Annotated in this window: 15 protein-coding genes; 4 read left to right on the top strand and 11 right to left on the bottom strand. The window is 64.7% G+C overall.

Annotated elements, in window-relative coordinates; translation table 11 throughout:
- Genes ACVWZA_RS13660 through ACVWZA_RS13645 form a run of 4 tightly spaced genes read right to left on the bottom strand, consistent with a single transcriptional unit; the run spans window position 1 to window position 5,535 of the window.
- On the bottom strand, window positions 1-1,170 hold the full coding sequence (locus tag ACVWZA_RS13660) for a serine hydrolase domain-containing protein (protein WP_457311784.1): 1,170 nt from the start codon (window positions 1,168-1,170) through the stop codon (window positions 1-3).
- Complete coding sequence (locus ACVWZA_RS13655) at window positions 1,167-2,525, bottom strand: peptide MFS transporter (protein WP_457311782.1); 1,359 nt, start codon at window positions 2,523-2,525, stop codon at window positions 1,167-1,169. The genes ACVWZA_RS13660 and ACVWZA_RS13655 overlap by 4 nt, the downstream gene beginning before the upstream one ends.
- A complete protein-coding gene (locus ACVWZA_RS13650; RefSeq protein ID WP_457311781.1) occupies window positions 2,522-3,532 on the bottom strand; it encodes a dipeptide epimerase in 1,011 nt (336 codons plus the stop codon). Before ACVWZA_RS13650 ends, ACVWZA_RS13655 begins: the two co-directional genes overlap by 4 nt.
- A complete protein-coding gene (locus ACVWZA_RS13645; RefSeq protein WP_457311780.1) occupies window positions 3,532-5,535 on the bottom strand; it encodes a serine hydrolase domain-containing protein in 2,004 nt (667 codons plus the stop codon). Before ACVWZA_RS13645 ends, ACVWZA_RS13650 begins: the two co-directional genes overlap by 1 nt.
- 146 nt (window positions 5,536-5,681) lie before the next feature.
- On the opposite strand from ACVWZA_RS13645, the gene ACVWZA_RS13640 reads away from it, so the two are divergent.
- Window positions 5,682-6,341 (top strand): helix-turn-helix domain-containing protein, encoded by a 660-nt coding sequence (locus ACVWZA_RS13640; RefSeq protein WP_457311779.1) that lies wholly within the window; start codon window positions 5,682-5,684, stop codon window positions 6,339-6,341.
- A 79-nt stretch (window positions 6,342-6,420) separates the two neighbouring features.
- Here ACVWZA_RS13640 and ACVWZA_RS13635 read toward each other — a convergent pair whose 3' ends face one another.
- From ACVWZA_RS13635 to ACVWZA_RS13615, 5 genes are all read right to left on the bottom strand, one after another.
- Window positions 6,421-7,077, bottom strand: coding sequence for a sulfite oxidase-like oxidoreductase (locus ACVWZA_RS13635; RefSeq protein ID WP_457311778.1), 657 nt, complete (start codon window positions 7,075-7,077; stop codon window positions 6,421-6,423).
- A gap of 275 nt (window positions 7,078-7,352) precedes the next feature.
- The gene (locus ACVWZA_RS13630) at window positions 7,353-8,747 is read right to left on the bottom strand and encodes a mannitol dehydrogenase family protein (RefSeq protein WP_457311875.1); all 1,395 of its coding nucleotides are present in this window, start codon (window positions 8,745-8,747) and stop codon (window positions 7,353-7,355) included.
- A 25-nt stretch (window positions 8,748-8,772) separates the two neighbouring features.
- Complete coding sequence (locus ACVWZA_RS13625) at window positions 8,773-10,056, bottom strand: MFS transporter (protein ID WP_457311777.1); 1,284 nt, start codon at window positions 10,054-10,056, stop codon at window positions 8,773-8,775.
- Window positions 10,053-11,264 (bottom strand): D-mannonate dehydratase ManD, encoded by a 1,212-nt coding sequence (gene manD, locus ACVWZA_RS13620; protein WP_457311775.1) that lies wholly within the window; start codon window positions 11,262-11,264, stop codon window positions 10,053-10,055. The genes ACVWZA_RS13625 and manD overlap by 4 nt, the downstream gene beginning before the upstream one ends.
- Window positions 11,265-11,292: 28 nt before the next feature.
- Window positions 11,293-13,602: a TonB-dependent receptor gene (locus tag ACVWZA_RS13615; RefSeq protein ID WP_457311774.1), complete on the bottom strand. Its 2,310-nt coding sequence runs from the start codon at window positions 13,600-13,602 to the stop codon at window positions 11,293-11,295.
- A 163-nt stretch (window positions 13,603-13,765) separates the two neighbouring features.
- Here ACVWZA_RS13615 and ACVWZA_RS13610 point away from each other — a divergent pair, with 163 nt between their 5' ends.
- Together ACVWZA_RS13610 and uidA are read left to right on the top strand one after the other, a co-directional pair.
- Window positions 13,766-14,521: a FadR/GntR family transcriptional regulator gene (locus ACVWZA_RS13610; protein WP_457311773.1), complete on the top strand. Its 756-nt coding sequence runs from the start codon at window positions 13,766-13,768 to the stop codon at window positions 14,519-14,521.
- 42 nt (window positions 14,522-14,563) lie between these two features.
- On the top strand, window positions 14,564-16,522 hold the full coding sequence (gene uidA, locus ACVWZA_RS13605; RefSeq protein ID WP_457311772.1) for a beta-glucuronidase: 1,959 nt from the start codon (window positions 14,564-14,566) through the stop codon (window positions 16,520-16,522).
- Window positions 16,523-16,572: 50 nt separating this feature from the next.
- On the opposite strand, the gene ACVWZA_RS13600 is transcribed toward uidA, so the two are convergent.
- Both ACVWZA_RS13600 and ACVWZA_RS13595 read right to left on the bottom strand, forming a co-directional pair.
- On the bottom strand, window positions 16,573-17,949 hold the full coding sequence (locus ACVWZA_RS13600) for a methyl-accepting chemotaxis protein (RefSeq protein WP_457311771.1): 1,377 nt from the start codon (window positions 17,947-17,949) through the stop codon (window positions 16,573-16,575).
- Between the two features lie 188 nt (window positions 17,950-18,137).
- A complete protein-coding gene (locus ACVWZA_RS13595; RefSeq protein WP_457311770.1) occupies window positions 18,138-19,040 on the bottom strand; it encodes a cyclase family protein in 903 nt (300 codons plus the stop codon).
- Window positions 19,041-19,409: 369 nt separating this feature from the next.
- Here ACVWZA_RS13595 and ACVWZA_RS13590 point away from each other — a divergent pair, with 369 nt between their 5' ends.
- A complete protein-coding gene (locus ACVWZA_RS13590; RefSeq protein ID WP_457311769.1) occupies window positions 19,410-21,293 on the top strand; it encodes a DUF5681 domain-containing protein in 1,884 nt (627 codons plus the stop codon).
- Window positions 21,294-21,312 lie beyond the last annotated feature (19 nt).

Raw genomic sequence — 21,312 nt, 5'->3', positions numbered from 1 at the left:
TCAGGCGTTTATGGCGCGTACAGCTTCGGCTTCCAGGGCGATGACGGCTTCGCGCATGCCGGTCGGCGCGCCGAAACCGCCTTCGCAATTGACCGTGAGCGCAACCGTCGTGCCGCGATCGGGGAAACTCTTCATCCGCGCGACGAAACCCATCAGGCCACCGGTGTGCGAAATCACCCGCCCCTGCTCACTCGTCGCCACCTGAAGGCCCATGACATGGCCGCTCGGTGCACGCTTCGCGCCTTCGCCTTCCATCGCGAGCGTGCCGTCCGTCAGCCGCGCCGGCGCGAGCATCGCCGCCAGACTCGCGGGTTGGAGCACATGCCCGCCCAGCAGCCTGTCGTGCCAGCGGCACAGATCGGTGACGGTCGAGCGGACATTGCCCGCCGCGCCGACAAAGCTCAGCGAGAGGAACGATGCGTTGGCAAAGCCGGTGCCGGCCGCGGACGGCGTATAGCCAGAGACTCGCCCGGGCACGATCTCCGCCGAATCATCGACGCGAGTATCGCTCAGGCCCATGGGATCGAACAGCTTTTCGCGCAACAGCAGGGCCAGCGGTGCCCCGGCCACCCTGGCGGCGACCATGCCGAGCAGGACATAGGCGGTGTTGCTATAGGCCCAGCTCTTGCCCGCCTCGAATTTGAACGATGTACCCTTTGTCAGCAGGATCTGGATCAACTCGGCATCGTCATATTCGGACCGGGCGGTGTTGAGCAGCAGCTTCACATTCTCGATATCGGTGTAATTGCCGAGCCCGCTCGTATGGTTGAGCATCTGGCGGATCCTGATCGTACCGGCGCGCGGAAATTCCGGCATGTGCCGCGCAAGCGGATCGTCGAGCGACAGCTTGCCCTGTTCGGCGAGCAGGAACAGCGCGGCCACGGTGAATTGCTTGCTGAGCGAACCGATCCGCCACGGGCTGTGCGGCGCGGGAACTGTGCCCGTCTCCATGTTGGCGAGGCCGGCGTAGAAGCTGTGGACGATCTTTCCGTCGCGCATCGCGGCATATGAAACGCCTGGCGCAAGACCCTTGGCGATCACTTGATTGGCGGCCGCATCCGCGTTCTCCCACGCGCCCGGTGTCGATGCGCGCGCGATTGGAGCCGCTGCCACGACACCGGCGATGCCCATGCCGAGTGCGCCGCGTCGGGTCAGTGTTGCGCCGGTCATGCGGCAATCCTTTCGGCAGGAGAAATCCAGGTCGGATCCACGCTCCGCACCTGGCGATCGAGCGAGCGCAGCAATGCGGCCGCAACCAGCGCGATGACCGCGAGCAAGGCGAAGAACGACGCATGGGCGGTGCGGCTCCACAACATGCCGACCAGCCCGGCCGACAGGCTGCCGCTGAAAATCGCGAGATACCAGGCTGCAACGGTGGTCGCGCCAAGCCGTGGCGGCGCGAGCCGCGCGAACAGGCCAAGCCCGGTCGGCAGGATGAACAGTTCACCAAGTGTGAAGACCGCAAAGAACAGCACGAACCACAGCCAGTCGGCGCGCGCACCGCCGCCGGTCCATTCGACCAGTGCCAGCAACAGATAAGCGGCCGCAACGATGGTCGCGCCCAGCGCCATGCGCCGCGCCGGCGACGTGTCGCGTCCGGCATCGGCACGCCGCCGCCAGTATGCGAGCAGGGGCGGCGTCATCAACATCACCATCAGCGGGTTGAGTGACTGGAACCAGGTCATCGGGATCGACGCGCTGCCCAGTGATCGATCGACGCCAGTATCGGCCCATAGCGCGACGGTATTGCCGACCTGTTCATAAGCACCGCGGAACACGGTGACCGACAAAGCGATGGCGAGCAGCACCATGAAGGTCCGCTTGTGATCGGCCCAGCGCGTCGCGGGCAGATCCTCGGTCGGCACGCGCGGTGCCTCGGGCGGGAGGTAGCGCTGGCCCTTCACATAAATGATCAGGCCGAGCAGCATGCCGATCCCGGCGGCGCCGAAACCATAATGCCAGCCATAGACTTCACCCAGCGTGCCGCAGATCAGCGGCGCGAGGAATCCGCCGATGTTGATGCCGACATAATAGACATTATAGGCCCAGCTACGGCGCGGATCGCCCGCCTTGTAAAGGTCGTTGATCTGGCTCGGCAGGCTCGGCAGGAACAGGCCGTTGCCCAGCGCGATGGTGACCAGCCCGGCATAGAAGAGCGCTTCGAACGTCATCATGAAATGCCCGGCGGCCATGATGCTGGCGCCGATGATCACCGCGCGGCGCTTGCCCAATAACCGGTCGGCGATCACCCCGCCGATGATCGGCGTGAAATAGGCGCAGGCGGTGTAGGCGCCATAGATGAACGACGAATGCCCCTGCCCCAGCAGCAGCTGCTTGGTCATATAATAGACCAGCAGCGCACGCATGCCGTAATAGGAGAATTGCTCCCACATATTGGTCAGGAACAGCACGGTGAGTCCGCGCGGCTGTCCGAACCAGGTCGGTTCGGACGCCGGTTCGGACCCCGGTTCGGACCCCGGGCCTGCCCCCCTGCCCGGCCCAGTCCCTGCCCCCGTATCGGTCACGCGGCGACCCGAGCTTCGGCGCCCCACACCGCTTCGGGACACCAGGCGGTGCCGTCGCGATAGACCATGCCCGGCGTGCGATCCTGTTTGAGGAAGATCGGCCCGTCCAGATCATTAAGGTCGCAGACCTGGCCGAGCACGAAACCAGGCGCCATGCCCAGGCTGGAACAGACCATGTTGCCGACCATCACGCCGAGCCCAGCCTCGCGTGCGGCAGCCGCAATCATCAGCCCCTCGGTCAGGCCACCACATTTGTCGAGCTTGATGTTGAACACATCGAACCGGCCGACCAGCGCGGGGACGTCGGCGAGCGTCAGCGCGCTTTCGTCCCCCGCGATCGGGATCGGCGAGCGATAACCGTCGAGATCAGCTTCGCGACCGCGCGCGAGCGGCTGTTCGATCAGCGACACATTGGCCGCGACCATCGCCGCGACCAAAGCGTCGAGATCGCCGATCGCAAAGCCCTGATTGCCATCGACGCCAAGCCACACATCGGGCCGCGCCGCCCGGATCGCCCCGACCCGAGCGATATCGAGATCAAGCTCGCCGGTGAGCTTGATCTTGATCGAGCGGGCATGGTCAAACGCCTTGGCGCCAGCCGCCATTGTCGCCGGATCGTCGGCGCCAAGGGTGAAGGTGGTGACCAGCGGACGCGGCGCATCGAGCCCCGCCAGCGCCCAGACCGGCTTGCCCGTTTGTCGGGACTCCAGCTCCCACAACGCCGCATCGATCGCATTGCGCGCGCCGCACGCTGGCAACAGATCGCGTAGTTCACTGCGCGAGATGCCGTTCTCGACCGCCCCCCGTGCCTCCTCGACGGCGGCAAGCATCGCCGGCACGTCGTCGCCGAGATAATAGACCCCCGACGCCTCGCCGCGCCCCTGGTGATCGCCGTCGTCCAGGGTGACGATGATCACGTCCGAGCTGTCGAATACATAACCCGAGATGCGAAAGGGTGCGGCGAGCCGGAGGGTTTCGCTGACCACCGACAGCTTGATCCTGGCCATCAGTAAAGCACCGTCATGGCGAGCAGGCCAAAGGTCCATGTCACATAGAGCACGGTCAGCATCGCGATCAGCACCAGCACCGACCACAGCTTGCCGAACCAGCCGCGCTTGCCCGTCCAGGTCAGCCACAGGTTCCAGCCGGCGAGCAGCACTCCGCCGACAAAGACGATCGCGCCGAGGATCTGAAGCGACCACAACATGCCGTCCGACGACGCGGTGAGGTTGGCAATATCGCCGGTCAGCTTCGAAAAGCCGATCATCCAGGCGACCAGCATCACCAGCACCAGTCCGGCGCCGGCACGAACGCCGCGATAGGCCTGACGGGCACGTCCTTCGATCGCGAGCGGCGCCTTGTAGCGACGGCGGATCAACGCGGCGACCGGCCATTGCAGCAGGGTCAGCGCGAGAATGCCGAGACTGACATAGAGCAGCGGCATGATCCAGGCGGAGGATTGCGAGGCGGGCGCGCGGTCGAAGACCATGAACGGCGAGACACCGTCGATGCTCCAGCGCACGACCTTGCCATCTACGACCTTGGCGGCGAGGCGCTCATGCCCGCCGACCTGGCGCCATACGAACGGGGCGATCTCGACCCATTTCATCGGCACGCCGTTAAGGTCGTGCGCCAGCGGCACGACGAGATTGCCCTTGCCGTCGATGCTGATCGCGACCTGCCCGATGAGATTGCCGATCGCCATGAAATTGGTTTCGTCGCGGCGGCTGTTGAACCAGTGGCCGACCATCAGCTTGGCATGTTCGGCCGAGGTCTTGGCGTCGACCTTGCCGTCGGCGGGTGCGATCGACGGGAGATAGCGGTCGGCGAAATCCTGGAACATCGCACCGCGCAGCGCGCCGACCGCGCCGTTCTTTCCGGCGCTGTTGAACGAAACATAGAAGCCGACATTTTCTTTTGTGAATAGATGCAGCGAGGTGTGAAAGACGGTGGTGTCGCCGAGATGGGCGATGACCTGGCGACCGTTGATGTTGGTTTCGAAGAAACCGAGCTCCATGCGGTTGAGCGGCGGCACGACGTTAAGTGGGGAATCATGCATGATCCGCGCGGTCTCGGGCTTCATCAGCCCGGCGCCCTGATTGAGATGGGCGACCATGAACCGCGCCATGTCGGTGCCGGAAGAGGCCAGGCTGCCGGCCGGTGCCGGACCGACGATCTCATATTTGATCGGATCGGCCGAGGCCTGCGGATAACCCGTCGCCATCAGCGGCGCGAGTTGCGCGGGCAAAGGCTGGCGGAAGCTCGAATGAGCCATGCCGAGCGGCTTGAAGATGCGCTGATCGACATAATCATCGAACGACAGACCGCTGGTCCGCTCGACGATATACCCGGCGAGTGCGGTCGCATAGTTCGAATAAGCCGGCGTGCTGCCCGGCGCGAAGATGCGGTGCGGCAGCCCCTCCTTCACATAATTGCCGAGCGTCTTCAGGTTCTTCGGATCGAAGAACATGATGTCCTTGCCATGTTCCTCGAAGCCCGTGGTGTGCTGCATGATCTCACGCATGGTGACGGGCTTGCCGTCCTTTGGCGGGATGGTGAAATCGAGATATTTGTTCACGTCGGCGTCAAGGTCGATCTTGCCCGCCTCGACCTGCTGCATGACCGCGGTCCAGGTGAGCAGCTTCGACACGGAACCGGGACGGAACAGGGTGAGATCGGGATCGACCGGCTTGCGCTTGGCGATATCGGCATAGCCGAAGCCGCGCTTGGAGACGATCTGGCCGTCCTTGACCACGACCACTACCGCGCCGGCAATGTCGCCGGTCTTCAGCGCATAGGGCATGTAACCGTCGAGCCACGCGTCGAGATCCTGCTTGTTCAATGGCGCCTGCCCTTCGCCAAGCGGCGCGGCGGGAGTCGCAGCGGCAATCACCGGCTTGCCGGCAAGGGTCGGTGCGAGCGTCGGCGCCAGCGGCGCCGACTGCTGCGCTGCGGTAACGCCCCCGATCAGCAGCAAGGCTGCCGCGGCGAATAACTTGATCGATCGCATGTCCAGGTCCCTCTTTTCCGGTTTCCCCTGCAGTCGGGATTGCCTCGCTGCGGATGAACCATTACCTTGGTCGAAATGTTCTGATTGGGACATGATGATCCTAATCAGAGAATTGTCAATATGGCTCCGGGAAGATTTGGCACCGCATGGCATCGACCAACCCCACACTCGGCGCGCTGCTTCGAGGTCTGCGTAATCGTGAAGGCTGGACGCTTAAGGAGATGAGCGCGAAGAGCGGCATCCCCGTCTCGACCCTGTCGAAGATCGAGCATGACCGCCTCACCCTGACCTATGACAAGCTGCTGCAGTTGAGCCAGCGGCTCGGCCTGCGCATGTCCGAGCTGTTCGCCGAATCGACCAGCGCGGCGGAACAGCCGGTCACCGCACGACGCAGCATCAGCGACATGGCGCGCGCGGTGCATGTCGAAACGCCCAATTACGATTATTATTATCTGTGCACCGAACTGCGCCGGAAACGGATGATCCCCGTGCTGACCAAGATCCGCGCCAAGAGCGTCGCCGAGTTCGGCGAGCTGGTCCATCATTCGGGCGAGGAATATATCTTCGTTATCGAAGGCGGGATCGAGATCCACACCGAATTCTACGATCCGGTCGTGCTCGAAAAGGGCGAATCGATCTATATCGATTCGAACATGGGCCACGCCTATCTGACCGCGCCGGGCTATGACGAAGCGCTGGTGCTCGGTGTGTGTTCAAGCGCCGATGAAGGTCTGATGGAATCGCTGCTGACACTGCACGGCGATGGCGAGGGTGCCGCACCGGCAAGGACCGAGGCTACGAGTTAGACGTCCCCATCCAGCGCGTCGGACTTCACAGGGATCGGGTGCTGCCTGTCCGCTCGAACGCGGATGCACCATCACCTGATCACGAATAGCGCTGCTCCGCCCATGGATCGCCGCGCATGTGATAACCGTTGACCTCCCAAAAGCCGGCTTTGTCCGCGCCAAGGAAGTCGATGCCCTTGATCCACTTCGCGCTCTTCCAGAAATAGAGGTGCGGGATGATCAGGCGTGCTGGACCGCCATGCTCGCGGGTGATCGGTTTGCCTTGCCAGCCATGCGCGATCAGCGCGTGTTCGGACGCGAAGTCGGCGAGCGGGACATTGGTGGTGTAGCCGTCATAGCCATGGAGCATCAGGAACCCCGCTTCGTCGCGCGGGCCCACCAGGTCGATCAGGTCGCTGGTCGCGACGCCGGTCCAGTCATTGTCATAGCGCGACCAGGTCGTGACGCAGTGAATGTCGGTGCGCAGCGTCGTTTGAGGCAGCGCCATGAACGCCGCCCAGTCGAGATCGACCGGGCGTTCGACCATGCCGCCGATCCTGAGCCGCCAGCGTTCACGCGCGATATCGGGTTGCTTGCCCAAATCGAGCACCGGCCAGTCACGCACCAGATGCTGGCCGGGCGGCAAGCGTTCCGATTCCGGGCGCGTGACATGGCCGGTGAGGAACTTGCCTTCGCTCGCCCAGCGCTGTTTGGAGCGAGTCAGCTTGCTGTCGTCGGGCAGATCGTCATCGGACATGGTCATCGCCTCGCTCGGCTTCGGATGGCGTGAGTCTAGCCAATCCGGGCACCTTGCTCCATCGCGATTGCCCACCGCCGGGGACGAAACGATGCGTTCGGACTGCAGCGGGCATCATTGCCGGCATTTTGACCCGTCACTTGCGCGAAAATTGGATGCTTGGTGGTTCGCCCGGCCTCCCATGGCGACACGAACCGTAACAGCCACCGCTTTTCCTGGTTCGGCTGCTAGCGCCACGTCCAATCAGCGTGTCGACGTCGATCGAGCCGTATCGCTCACCCTTCGCGGAGCGTCGCCAGCGCAGCTAGCGCCCCGCCTGCTTCGAGCAAAGCGAGCCAATGTTCCAGTTCGTCGCGGAGCGGGGCATTTGCGGCGAGTGATGCCGGGAAGATCGTGTCCAGCGCGAGCAGCGCGGCGACCCGGTCACGTGCGTCGTTTGCGCCAGCAACCGCCGTGGCGGTGCGTGCGGCCAGCGGATCATCGACGGTGATCGCGGTGTCGGCATCGTCGCGCCCGCCCTGCCAGCGCATCCACGCGGCGACCGCCAGCGACAGTGCCGGTGACGAAAGACCGCGCGCCCGGCGCCAGGCAAGCGGGGCGAGCAATCGTTGCGGCAGTTTCTGCGAGCCGTCGGCGGCGATCTGGCGCGTGCGATGGGCAAGCGTCGGGTTGCCGAAACGGGCCATCAGCGCGGCACGATAGGCCGCGAGATTCAGGCCGGAAGGCGGGGTGAGCGAAGCCTGGCTCTCGTCCCACAGCGCCTCGACCAGATACCGGCCATTGTCGCGCGCGACGAACTGGTGGACGAAGTCGATCCCCGCCAACCCTCCAAGATAGGCGATCGCTGAATGTGCGCCGTTGAGCAGGCGGAGCTTGGCCGCTTCCCACGGCGCGACATCATCGGTCAGTTGCACGCCGAGCGCGACGAAGTCGGGGCGCGGGCCGCAAAAGCGATCTTCGATCACCCATTGGAAATAGGGTTCGGTGACGACCACCGCCTGATCCTCGATGCCAGTAGCGGCCGCGAAAGCGGCGATGTCGTCGGCGGTGGTCGCGGGAACGATCCGATCGACCATCGTGCCGGGGAAGGCTGCGGTCTCGGCGATCCAGCGCGCCAGGCCGGGGTCTCGCGCATCGGCCGCGTCGAGCACGGCACCACGCAGCCGGGCGCCATTGTCCGACAGATTGTCGCACGACACGGTGGAGAACGGCGCGAGGCCGGCCGCGCGCCGCGCAGCGAGCGCAGCGACGATCAGCGTGGCGGCGGTGGGTGCGGTGCCGGTCGCGGGCAAATAGCCCTTTTCGGTTATGGTCAGCGTAACGACATGCGTGTCCGGGGCGGCGAGAGCGGCGATCACCCGCGCAGGATCTTCGGGAGCGACCAGCACGTCACGGATCGCACCGACTAAGCGGTGCCGCGCGGCCCCGCCATTTCGCTCGACCACAGCGTAGAGCCAATCCTGCGGCCGCAGGCGGTCGCGAATCTCGGGCGAGCGCATCGATACGCCGGCAATCCCCCATCGCGGATCGCCGGCGGCGAGCGCATCGTCGAAGACGATCGCCTGATGCGCGCGGTGAAAGGCACCGAGGCCGAGATGGACGACCCCGGTGCGGATCGCCGCGCGGTCATAAGCCGGCCGGGCGACGCCATCGGGCAGCCGGTCGAGCATGGTCGCCGACAGTCTCACCGCCTGTTCACACCAGCCGCTCCGGCGCGACGGGTTCGTAGCGCGGGGCCAGCAGATGGACGACAAGCAATGCCAGCAGATAGGCGCACGCGGCGACCGCGAAGATCGGCTGGTAACTACCGACGGTTTCCAGGATCACGCCGGCGAACTTCGCCATCAGCATGCCGCCCATCGCACCGGCAAGGCCGCCGAGACCGATCACGGTGCCTGCGGTACCGCGCGGGAAAAGATCGCCGGGCAGTGCGTAGAGATTGGCCGAAAAACCCTGATGCCCGGCACAGGCAAGACCGATCAACGCCACCGCCCCCCACATGCCTGGCACATAAGTCGCGCCGGCGATCGGTACGGCACACAGCGCGGCGGCGAGCATCGCCAGCTTGCGCGCGCGGCCGACGCCGACGCCCCGCCCGATCAGCCGCGACGACAGCCAGCCGCCACCGATCGAACCGATATCGGCGAGCAGATAGATCGCGACCAGGGGCGGACCGAATGCCAGCATGGTGATGCCATATTGCTTGTTGAAGAAATCCGGCAGCCAGAACAGGAAAGTCCACCACACCGGGTCGATCAGGAAGCGCGCGAGCAGATAGGCCCAGCTCTGGCGTTGCGCGAGTACGCGGCGCCACGGCACCGCGCGCTGCACGATCGCCGGCTCGGCCTCGATCCAGGCGAGCTCTTCGGCGGTGACGCGCGGGTGTTCGCGCGGTCGGCGATAGAAGAACAGCCATGCGGCGAGCCATATCACCGTGAGCAGGCCGGTCAGGACGAACGCCCAGCGCCAGCCCATCGTCACCGCGATGACCGGTACGATCAGCGGGGTGACGATCGCGCCGACATTCGATCCCGCATTGAAGATGCCGATCGCCAGCGCACGCTCACGCCGCGGAAACCAGTCGCTGGTCGCGGCAAGCGCTGCGGGAAAAGTGCCGGCCTCACCGATCGCCAGCACGATTCGCGCCCAGGCCATGCCGGCGGTCGAGGTGAACAGGACATGCGCGAGATGGCCGATCGTCCACAGTGTGACCGCGACCACATAGCCGACCCGCGCGCCGAACCTGTCGACGAAGCGCCCGAACCCGACATAGGCGATGCCATAGGCCGCCTGGAACCAGATCGCGAGATCGGCATATCCAGTCTCGGTCCAGCCATAACGATGTGTCAGGTCGGGCTTCAGCGTCGGCAGGACCAGCCGGTCGATATAGGACAGCACGACCGCGGCGAAGAGCAGGGCGCACACGACCCAGCGGACTCGCCCGTGCGGCTTGACCGCTTGAGTTTCGGTCAGGCTCACCAGCTGAACAAGGTGCCGTCTTCCAACCGGTTCACCGGCAGGTAGGCGCGCTTATACTCATATGTCGCGGCCAGATCCTCGTCGATCTCGACGCCGAGCCCGGGTGCGTCGCCGGGGTGCATCATGCCCCGGTCGAAACGATAGGCATGCGGAAACACCGCGTCCGTCTCCGGCGTATGGCGCATATATTCCTGTACCCCGAAATTGGGTACCGACAGGTCGAAATGCAGCGCCGCCGCCATCGCCACCGGCGACAGGTCGGTCGCGCCGTGACAGCCAGTGCGGACATTATGCAGATCGGCGAGCGCGGCGATGCGGCGCAGATGAGTCAGGCCGCCGGCATGGACCACGGTCGCGCGGATATAATCGATCAGCTGGTTCTCGATCAGCTCGCGGCAATCCCAGATCGAATTGAAGATCTCCCCGACCGCGAGCGGCGTCGTCGTGTGCTGCCGGATCAGGCGAAACGAGTCCTGATTCTCCGCCTGGGTCGCATCCTCGAGCCAGAACGGCCGATAGGGCTCGAGATCCTTGCCCAGCCGCCCGGCTTCGATCGGGGTCAGCCGGTGATGCGCGTCGTGGAGCAGATGGACGTCCCAGCCAAGCGCGTCGCGCGCCTGCTGAAACAACGGCGCGACCGAGCGAAGATATTTCTCGGTCGACCACAGATTCTCGCTCGGCAAATCGGCGTCGGCGGGTTCATAGAAATAACGATCCTTCGACACGCCATAGGTCGAGGCAAGGCCGGGCACGCCAGCCTGGAGCCGGATCGCGCGATAACCTTCGGACTGATAGACCAGCGCCGCATCGACCGCTTCCTCGATGCTCGCGCCATTGGCATGGCCATAAACCATCACGCCGTCGCGTGCCGCGCCGCCAAGCAGTTGATAGACCGGCAGGCCCGCGACCTTGCCCTTGATATCCCATAACGCCATGTCGACTGCGGCGATCGCGGTCATGGTCACCGGCCCGCGACGCCAATAGGCACCCTTGTAGAGATACTGCCAGATATCCTCGATCCGGTGCGCATCGCGGCCGATCAGCAGCGGTACGACATGATCGGCGAGGTAGCTTGCGACCGCGAGTTCGCGGCCATTGAGCGTCGCGTCGCCGATCCCGGACACACCCTCGTCAGTCTCGATCTTGAGCGTGACGAAATTGCGTCCGGGGCAGGTAACGATGACCCTGGCGTTGGTGATCTTTGGCATGGGCCTCCGTCAGTGTCGGGAATCGTGATCAGAAGGAATAGGAAGCGCGGACACCGGCATAGCGCCGGAAATCGCGCGGCAGATAGCTTTGCGTCGCGGTCGCGCCACCATAATTGCCGCGCGAGTCGGTTATGTTCGAGAAATATTGTTTGTCGAACAGGTTGTTGACGAACGCGACCAGTTCATAGCCGCGATCCCGATCACGAATACCCGCCGACAGATTGACGATGGTGTAGCCGCGCTGGACCGTTTCCGGATCCTGGTTGAGCGAATAGTTGATCTTGCTTTGATAGGTGGCGCTGCCCTGGATCAGGCCCTGGAAAGGCAGCGAGCCGAGGTCGTGCGAGAAATCGAAACTACCCGCCAGCTTCCATTCCGGTGCCTGTGGCGGACGCTTGCCAGCAAGGTTCTGGCTCGCCGGCCGGCCACCCGTTCCCGCAACGCAGCCGGGCGACAGGCCGATGGCGACCGGATAGCATTGGGCATCGGGGAATTCGGTGATCGCGGCGTCGAGATAGGTGCCCGAAGCCCCGATGGTCAGCCCCGGAAAGACCCGTGCCGATGTTTCGAGTTCGATGCCGCGGGTCTTCAGCCGGCCGACATTGGTCAGGCGATAATTGACCGATCCGTCTGAGAAGGTCTCGATCCCCTGCGCCTGGAAATTCTTGTAGCGGGTATCGAACAGCGTCAGGTTCACAGTGACGCGCCGATCGAAGAACTGGGTGCGCGCGCCGATCTCGTAATCGTCGGACGTTTCCGGCCGCACTGGCCCGGCCAGCGCGCGGTTGCGATTGAACCCGGTGCCCAGATCATAGGATTGCCCCTTGTGTCCGGTCGCGAAGGTACCGAACAGCATGATGTCGTCGCCCAGCTTCTGCTGCAGTCCCGCCTTGTAGGTGGTGTAGGTATCACCAGCATTGCCCGAGAAGAAGGCGCCGCCGTTCCGGATATCGCGGAAGGTATAGGCGATGTCCTCATGCCCGCGACGGATGCCGCCGATCACCGTGGTTTGCGGCAGGATGTCGAATTCGAGCTGCCCGAACGCCGAATAGGCATCCGATTTCGAGGTCGCGAACCAGCGCGCCTGCGAATAGACCGGCCCGCGGGTGAAATCGCGCGAATAGTCCACATTCGCGTAGAACAGCCCGAGCGTATAGCGGAAGCGGTCGGTGCCCGGCGACACCAGCCGGATTTCCTGCGTGAACTGGGTCGATTTGAACGTACCGGTCTGGCGATTGTCGAATGCCGCGACCGCCGATTCGTCCTGATCGAGCTGATCGTGGAGCGTAAAGGCATCGTGCGACGCGATCAGCATCAAGGTCGGGCCGCCGAGATCGCCGACGATGCGCAGCGACTGCGCGAAATCGTGATATTGCGTGCCGGAATTGATGTTGTTGACGACATCGTCGTTGTCCAACCCGGCGCGCACGCCCGGCGCGTGCACTGCGGGCGTCAGGCCCGGCGTGTTACGCAGCAAGGCATTGGGGTCGAGCCGCGCGAACGGGCGGCCGATGGTCGTCGTACCGTCGATATAATCGACCCCCAGAGTCACGTTGAGCGTGCTGGTGGGATCCCAGACAAGCTTGTTGCGGGTCGAGAAGATGCGCCGCCCGTTGACCTTGTCGCCGTTGAACAGGTTGCGGACATTGCCGTCGAACTTGTCGTAATTGGCGGTGCTGCGGAAGCCGAGTGTATTGCCGATCGGTCCCGAGACGACGACATTGCCGCCATATTCGGAATCGGTCGTGCCGAACGCGCCGACTTTCACGGTCAGCTTGTCGCTTGGGCCAGGGGTCACGATGTTGATCAGGCCGGCCGATGCCGACTTGCCATACAATGTGCTTTGCGGTCCGCGCAGCACTTCGATCCGCGAAATGTCCGATAGATCGGCGAAAGCGCGAGCCTGGAACGAGATCGGCACATCATCGACCTGCACCGCCACGCTCGGCTCGACCCCGATGCTGAAGGCGAAGGTGCCGATACCGCGTATCGATACCGACGCGTTGACCGGATTTTCGGCGGGGCGCACGACCAGCGACGGCGCGACACGGTTGAGATCGGAGAATTCGCGGACGCTTGCGGCCTGAAGCTGCTCCACGCCGACGACTTGCACCGCGAGCGGCACATCCTGCACATTCTGCGAGCGCTTCTGGGCGGTGACGATGATATCGCCTTCGCTAACGGCCGGTGCAGCGATTTCGGTCGTGGCGTCGGCCTGAACCTGCGCATCAGCGGGCGAAGCGCTGGCGTCCTGGGCTTGCGCAGCCGAGGCGGCGATCAGGCCGATGGTTCCCGCGAGCAAGCGAGCAACGGTCGCGCGGCGTGTCGATATCCTCATGAATCTTCCCTCCAGAACGGCCGCGTCACGGCGACTTCTGCAGCCTCGGTACAGATTGGTCAGGCCAGAATCAATAGGTGGCCTGACAGAAATCGTAACAATCGACGGTTGCGCGGATTAAGCCTTTGTGCAAACTGGCCTTACCAGATGTAAAGGGCTCGCGATGGAAGACAAACCCGAAGGCGGACGCCTGTATGAGCGGGTGGCGAAGGATTTATCCCGGCGCATCGCGGCGGGCGAATTCGAAATCGGCGAGCGACTGCCATCCGAACGCAATCTGGCCAATAATTTCGGCGTGTCGCGCCCGACCATCCGCGAGGCGATCATCGCGCTCGAACTCGACGGCCTGGTCGAGGTGCGCATGGGGTCGGGCGTCTATGTGGTCGCGCTGCAACCGGCCGGTGGTCAGGCGGCGGAGACCGATATCGGTCCGTTCGAACTGCTCGAGGCGCGCCGCGCGGTGGAGGGCGAGAGCTGCGCGCTGGCGGCAACGCGAATCACCGAAGAGGAGCTGACCGAACTGGCCGGGCTGGTCGCCGAGATGCAGGCGGCTAACGTCCATGACGTATCGCTGTCCGAGGATGCCGATCGGCGTTTCCACATGCTGATCGCGCGCGCGACGCAAAACAGCGCGATGGTCGCCGCGGTACAGATGTTATGGGATGCCCGGTCGCGATCGCCGCAATACAAGCTGATGAGCGACAAGGCGCATGCCGCCGGCGTCACGCCACGGATCGACGAACATGCCGCAGTGCTGAACGCGCTGCGCTCACGCCAGCCCGATGCGGCGCGCGCGGCGATGCAGGAGCATCTCACCCGCGTGCTCGAATCGCTGCTCGAGGCGACCGAGGTCCATGAACTGGAGCAGGCGCGCGCGCGGGTCGCGGCGCAACGCAGGCGATATGTCGCAGTGGCCTGACCAGATCATCGATACGACAAGAACAAAAAGGCGGGAGCGGAAATGACTGAGGATCGACGGGCGCCGACGAGGCGCGAAGCGCTGGGCATGGTCGGTGCGGCGACAATGGCAGGCGCTGCGGCGCTGCCGTTCGACGCGCGCGCGCAAAGCATGACCGAGCCAAAGCCCCTGCCCGCGACCGGCGCGCCGAGCCTGCTCTACCCGCATGAAAGCCGCACCCGCGCGACGCGCGACCTGTCGGGGCTGTGGCGCTTCCGGCTCGATCCGAAAGACCAGGGCGAGGCGGCGGGCTGGGCAAACGGGCTGAGCGAGACCCGGTCGATCCCGGTGCCGTGCAGCTGGAACGACCTGTTCGACGACGCCCGCCATTATACCGGCACCGCCTGGTATGAGACCGAGTTCAGGCTCGATCCGGCTTGGGCGGGCAAGCGGCTGGTGCTGCGTTTCGGCTCGGCGGTCTATCGCGCCAAGGTATGGCTCAATGGACGCTTGCTTGGCGAACATATCGGCGGGCATTTGCCCTTCGCCTTCGATGTAAGTGGTATCGCGCAGGCCGACAGGCCCAACCGACTGGTCGTGCTGGTCGAGAACAAGCTGACGATCGACCGTGTGCCGGGCGTTCCCGATCCGGCGAAATACCGGATGCACACGATCCATTATCCGCAGACGACCTATGACTTCTTCCCCTATTCCGGCCTGCACCGCCCGGTACTGCTCGCCGCGCTGCCGGCGACGCATGTCCATGACGTCATCGTCACCACGACCCGCTCCGGCGCGACCGGCTTGGTCGAGGTCGCCTTTGCGGTCAGCGACGGGTGGAGCGGCCCGGCGCGGCTGACGATCGGCGGCGGCAAGGCCGCGGTGACGGTCGAGGCGGCGGTGCGCGGCGGTCGCGCGACCGCGACGATCCGCGTGCCCGGCGCCCGGCTCTGGGGCCCGGACGATCCGTTCCTCTACCGCCTGTCGATCGCGCTCGGCGATGCGGAGGCGCCGCTCGACGAATATATCATGAAGGTCGGCATCCGCACGGTCGAGGTACGCGGCAGCGAATTGCTGCTCAACGGCAAGCCGGTGTTCCTGAAGGGCTTCGGCAAGCATGAGGATTTCATCCTGCATGGCCGTGGCCTGGATCTTGCCGTGCTGGTGCGCGATTTCGAACTGCTCAAATGGATCGGCGCCAACAGCTTCCGCACCTCGCATTATCCCTATGCCGAGGAAGCGCTGATGCTGGCCGATGAATATGGTTTCCTGGTGATCAGCGAATCGCCCGCGGTCAGCCTGATCCTTTCCGATTCGGGTGAGGTCATCGAGACGCGGCGCAAGCATCTGACCGGCGTGCTGACCGACCTGATCGCGCGCGATCGCAACCATCCGTCGGTGATCATGTGGTCGATCGCCAACGAGCCGCTGACCAAGCCCTTCCACACGCTGGACGACGCGCCGGCGGATTCTGCGGCGAAGGGCACGCCGTTCTTCGCCAGCCTGTTCGACCATGTCCGATCGCTCGACCGCAGCAGGCCTGTCGCGCTGGTCAGCGTCCAGGGGGGGCCGAGCGACTGGGTGGGCCTGGGCGATGTGATCTGCACCAACAGCTATAATGGCTGGTACGCGGTGTCGGGCGACCTGCCGCAAGCCGAAGTGGCGCTGGCCAAGGAGATCGAAGGCTTGCGTGCGCGGCACGGCGACAAGCCGATCTTCCTGACCGAATTCGGCGCCGACGCCGCGGCCGGGGCGCATGCGGAGCCGGCCGAGATGTGGAGCGAGGAATATCAGGCCGAACTGATCGCCCTGTATCTGCGCGTCGCCGACCGCTTCCCGTTCGTGATCGGCACCCATCCCTGGGCGTTCGCGGACTTCAAGACATCCGAGAGTATCATGCGGGTGAGCGGCATGAACTATAAGGGCGTGTTCACCCGCGATCGCCGCCCGAAAGAAGCCGCGCATTTGCTGCGCAAGGCCTGGGCGGGCAAAGCGATCGCGGTTCCCGACAAGAGCAAATAAGGGTCGGCACGCACCATCAGGGGGTGGCCGTCATGGCGCACCGACGCGATTCAGCGGCGTAACAGAACCTTGTCGGCAAAGGCCTCGGCATGTTCCTCAAGGCTGGCAAGCTGAATCGTTACGACGCCGAAACCGTTGCCCAGCGCATCGATCTCGCAGGCGACGACCTCGGTTCGCTCGTGGATCGCCGAGATCAGGTCCGATATATTTTCCGCGATGTTCGCTGTCTCATCGACCGACGCGGTGATGGCGGTCACCGTGTTCGCCTGATCGTCCATCACCAGGCTGATCCGGCTGGCCGAGGCGAGAACCTCCCCGACGGTTGCCTCTACGCCAGCGCTTGCCACCATCACGTCGCGCGCGGCGGTCTGGATCGCCGATATCTTCAACGCGATCTCGTCGGTCGCATGCGCGGTCTGGCTGGCAAGGCTCTTCACCTCCTGCGCGACGATCGCAAAGCCACGGCCCGCATCACCGGCGCGGGCGGCCTCGATCGTGGCGTTGAGCGCGAGCAAATTGGTCTGCCCGGCGACATCGCGGATCAGGCCGACGATCGAACCGATCGATTTGACCTGATCGCCAAGCAATTGCGACACGCGAACCGCGGCGCTCGCCTGACCCGCGGCGCGGGTCGAAATGTCGGCGGCGCTGATCACTTCGCGGCGCGTTTCGGAGATCGCCTGGATCAGGCCCGTGGCGGTCGACGCCGCGTCATGCATCACGACCGCCGATTGCTGCGCCGCGCTGGCGACTTCGGACGTCTGGACGAACATGCCACGCGCCGAGCTGGACGTGCGCGCCGCCTGTTCGCTCAGCGCCTCCCCCTTGCGTGAGGCGATGGCGACCGCATCGGCGATCCCGGTGCGGAATTCATCCGACAGCCGGTCGCGCTCAGCGCGCGCGCCGAATTCGATATATTCGGCATAAAGGGTCGCGTAGATATCGCATTCCAGCGAGCGCATCCGCGTGAAAACGTCGTTGATCTCGTGGCGCTCTTCCTTCGAACATTCGTGGAGCCGGCCGAGGATTTCGAGCATGACCGACGCGCCGGCCCCGGTCATGGACAGGATGACGGTCAACGGAATGTCCTTGACGATGGCGGCGGCAACGGTGCGCTCCGCGGATTCGACCCAGGCAACACGGTCGGGATGCCGGAAGCGATTGCGGAGATAATCGACGCCGCGCCGGATCACTTCGTCCGTCGCATGGCCGATAAAGGATTCACGACCTTCGCACAGGCGGGTCCATTGTTCCCAGTGCCGGGTGGCGATGCGCGGCGCCTCCGGCTCGATAATGTCCCACAAACGCGCCGCGACCTTGAGATCGGCGGCGTCGAAGTCGAAAAATTTGAGCCTGGCGGCCACATCGACGGCGCTGCTGATCTCGCCGGGGTTGGGAAGCTGGCGCGTGAAGGCGGTGGCAGACATTTGGTCGAAGCCTTTAGATTCACAAGATTCACGTCTTAGCGGCGGATGGTTAACAGATTGGCAAGGCCGGTCGGCCAGCCGTCCCGCAAACGGCTGACCGGGGCGAAACCGGGTGCTGAGTCGACCGGCGCGGAACGTTACCCATGATCCGACCGGCAAGATCGAAGGAGCCGCGCGCATGGCCCCGCCTATCCCATAAGCTGCGCATGGGCGCGCACCGGGAACGTGCCCATCTCGCTGATCTTCGGGGGCACGGCCCAGAAACGAAAACCGTCATTGGGCAGCGCGTCGAGGTTGGTCATATGTTCGACGATGGGAATGCCGGCGGCGAGCAGGATCGAGTGGACCGGTCGATCCCCGCCCGAAACATCGTCGATATTGAACGAATCGATACCGACGAGCAGCGCGCCCTGGTCCCGGAGATAGGTGGCGGCGGCGGCGGTCAGAAAGGGATGGTCCTCGAAATATTGATCCGTCCGCCAATGCCTGGCCCAGCCGGTGTGAACCAGGACGGCGCGGCCCGCGACGGCCGTTGCGGCAAATGCGGTCCAGTCGATCGCGCGTGCCGCCCCGCCCTCTACCCGCACGACGATGGCGGGCACCGCGCTGACGCGGTCGAGGTCGAGCGCGGACAGGTCATACCCATCGGCGTAGCGATGATAGGGGGTGTCGAGATAAGTGCCGGTGTTGCCGACCAGTTCGATCTTGCCGATCTGAAATTCGGTACCCTCGGCATAAAGCGTACGGGAGCGTTCGCGCGACAGGTGATCGCACATGATCGGCGCGGGAAGCCCCTTGTACGTCACCATGCCATCCTCGATCGTATGGCTGAGGTCGATGCGACGCCCCGCAACCCCTTCGGAAGGCGCGATCGCCGCGGCGTTGCGTTTGTGACGTTCCGCGATAATGCGTTTGTTCAGGATGCGGACCTCCCCGACCATGAGCAAGCGGAGATCGCCGATGATATAGGCGGCCAGCGCTTCGTCGGCGATGTCGTCGCCGTCGATGTCGAGACGGAAATCCTGCCCCTGAATCCCGCCGCCATTGGAAAAGTCGACCTCGAAGTCGAAACACACACGCTTGTCGTTCACGATCATAATGTCCTTAACCTGCCCTGCACCCTAGCGGCTTCCCCGATTTTCGCCCTGCCGACATCGAGGTCAGGCCCGGAGCGAATTCCGGAGATGCGCGGGTCGGATGTGGGGAACGATCGGCATCGCGGCAAGCGGCCCTGGTTCGCGCAGTTGGGGCACGTTTTTGCGAGGACGTGTTTTTCGGGCACCCTTGCGGGAAGCTGCGGGAAAAACTGCGGGAAAAGCGGGGCGTCGCAACGGGAAGTCTGCCGCCATTCTGCGGGAATATCGGACGGTGGCGGGACGGAAATCATAAGCTCGTCGATTCACATGGTTGGCCGAATGCGCTTTCACCGCGCACGCATGAAGCGTCGCGGAAGGGCAGACATGACGGCATCAGACAGCGAGTTGAATCACACCGGACTTGAACAGGCGACCGGAGCAGAGGCGGCGGCGGCTGAGGTCGCGGCACCGGACGACTATGCGGTGGGTCGCGGCAAGCCGCCCAAGGCGCATCAGTTTCAAAAGGGCAATCGCGCCAATCCGGGCGGCAAGAAACGCAAGGTGAAGGGGTCCGAGGAGGTGGTTCCGCAGCTGCCCAATGATTCCCTGCACGGGATGTTGATGGCGGAGACGCAACGCATGGTGCGGGTGAAGGCGGGCGGGCGCTATGTCGAGATCCCGGCGATGCAGGTGGCGTTCCGCGCGGTGGCGATGCGCGCGGCACAGGGCAACCGGCTGGCCATGGCGACGCTGGCGCGGCTGGTGATGCAGTCGGAGGCGGCGGAGGCGCGCGCGGCGGGAGCTGGCGCGGCATCAGCACCCGCGTCATCACGCCACGCGGCATGGGACACGCCCCATGTTCCGGCGAGCGCAGTGCCCGGATACGCGGCGGCGGTCGAGTATAAGGAGGTGTGGACCAGGGTGCTGACCAAGGCGGCGCTGTTGACGGCCGAGCTGGCCACACCGGTGCCGCACCCGGACGAGGTGATGATCGGGCACGTGCGGGGCACGGCAGACTGGCCGGGGGCGCAAGCCGACGACACGCTGTCGCTGGACCAGCTGGCCGCGACCCATGCCGATTTACAGGCGGAGCTGCCGGCGCGGCGGCCGGGGATCGAGGCGATGGCGGACGGGTATGACAAGGCGATCGCGTGGTGCGAATGGTTCGCGCTGGTCGATATGCGCGACCTGATCGCGGCGCATTTGCCGGCGCGTTACGCCTGGCAGATCCACGCCGATACGCGCAGTGCAGCGGAGCGGTCGCGCGACGACGCGCTGCGGTCGATGGCGCGGCACGACCAGTTTCTCCATGGGGTGAGGGCCGACCGGAAGGCGGCCGACGACGCGCGCCAGGCGGCAATGCGCGGGCCGAGCGAGGCGCGCTGGCATGGTGACGGCGGCGATGAGGGCGACGAAGATGACGGGAGCGAGGGGGCGGACAAAGAGGACGGTGATGAGGCGGGGCGCCGGGCCTTGCCCAAGGTCGAGATCACCGGAAATCCGGCGCGGGCGGTGGCGGAGGCAAGCGCATATTGCGACGCGTGGACCGAAGTGATCGAGCTGACCGAGGGCATGAAGATCAGGATCGAGCCGCCGATGCCGCCGCCCGGCGATGTGGTTATCGATGCGGATTTGCGCACGGTGGTTTACCGCGAGCCACCGGAGCCGGGGCGGCGCGCGACGTTGAAGAATTTGCGCGCCACGCTGACCGGAATGAAGGCGAAGGCGGCGGAATATAATGCCGATATAATCTGTGCCCCATTACCGCGCTTCGCGGAGATGGCGGAGGGCAAGCGCGACGATATGCTGACGATGTGCGCGGTGGTCGAATGGCATCTGGGCAAGTTTGCGGATGAGGGCCATGAGCCGGCCGCCGCGCCGCCGCCGCCAAGCGCAGCGAGCCGGGCGCGGACCGTGGCGGTGGCGAGCGCATATCGCGCGGCATGGCTGGAAATGCTGGAACAAGCCGAGATTCTGGAGGTGCAGCCGGGCAAGCCAATGCCGCCGCCCGAAGACGTGATGATCGACACCGAAGCGGTCATGGTGACGTATCGAACGCCGCCGGCGCCCGGCCAGCGCGCGACACTGACCAGCCTGCGCGCGACGCTCGCCAGGATGAAGGACCTGGCCGATGGGCATGACGGCGCCATGGCGAGCGCGCCATACCCGCAACGCATGTTCATTTACCAGCGCCGGCGGGATGAGGCGTTTCGGTATTGCGACATTATCGAGCGGCATTTGGCTGGGGTTGAGCGGAAAGACAGGTAGATCCCATCTGGATACTTCT

This window comes from Sphingomonas sp. UYAg733, assembly GCF_054057355.1.
Note: the sequence above shows the minus strand (reverse complement) of the source record. Positions and strands in the feature narration are given on the sequence as shown.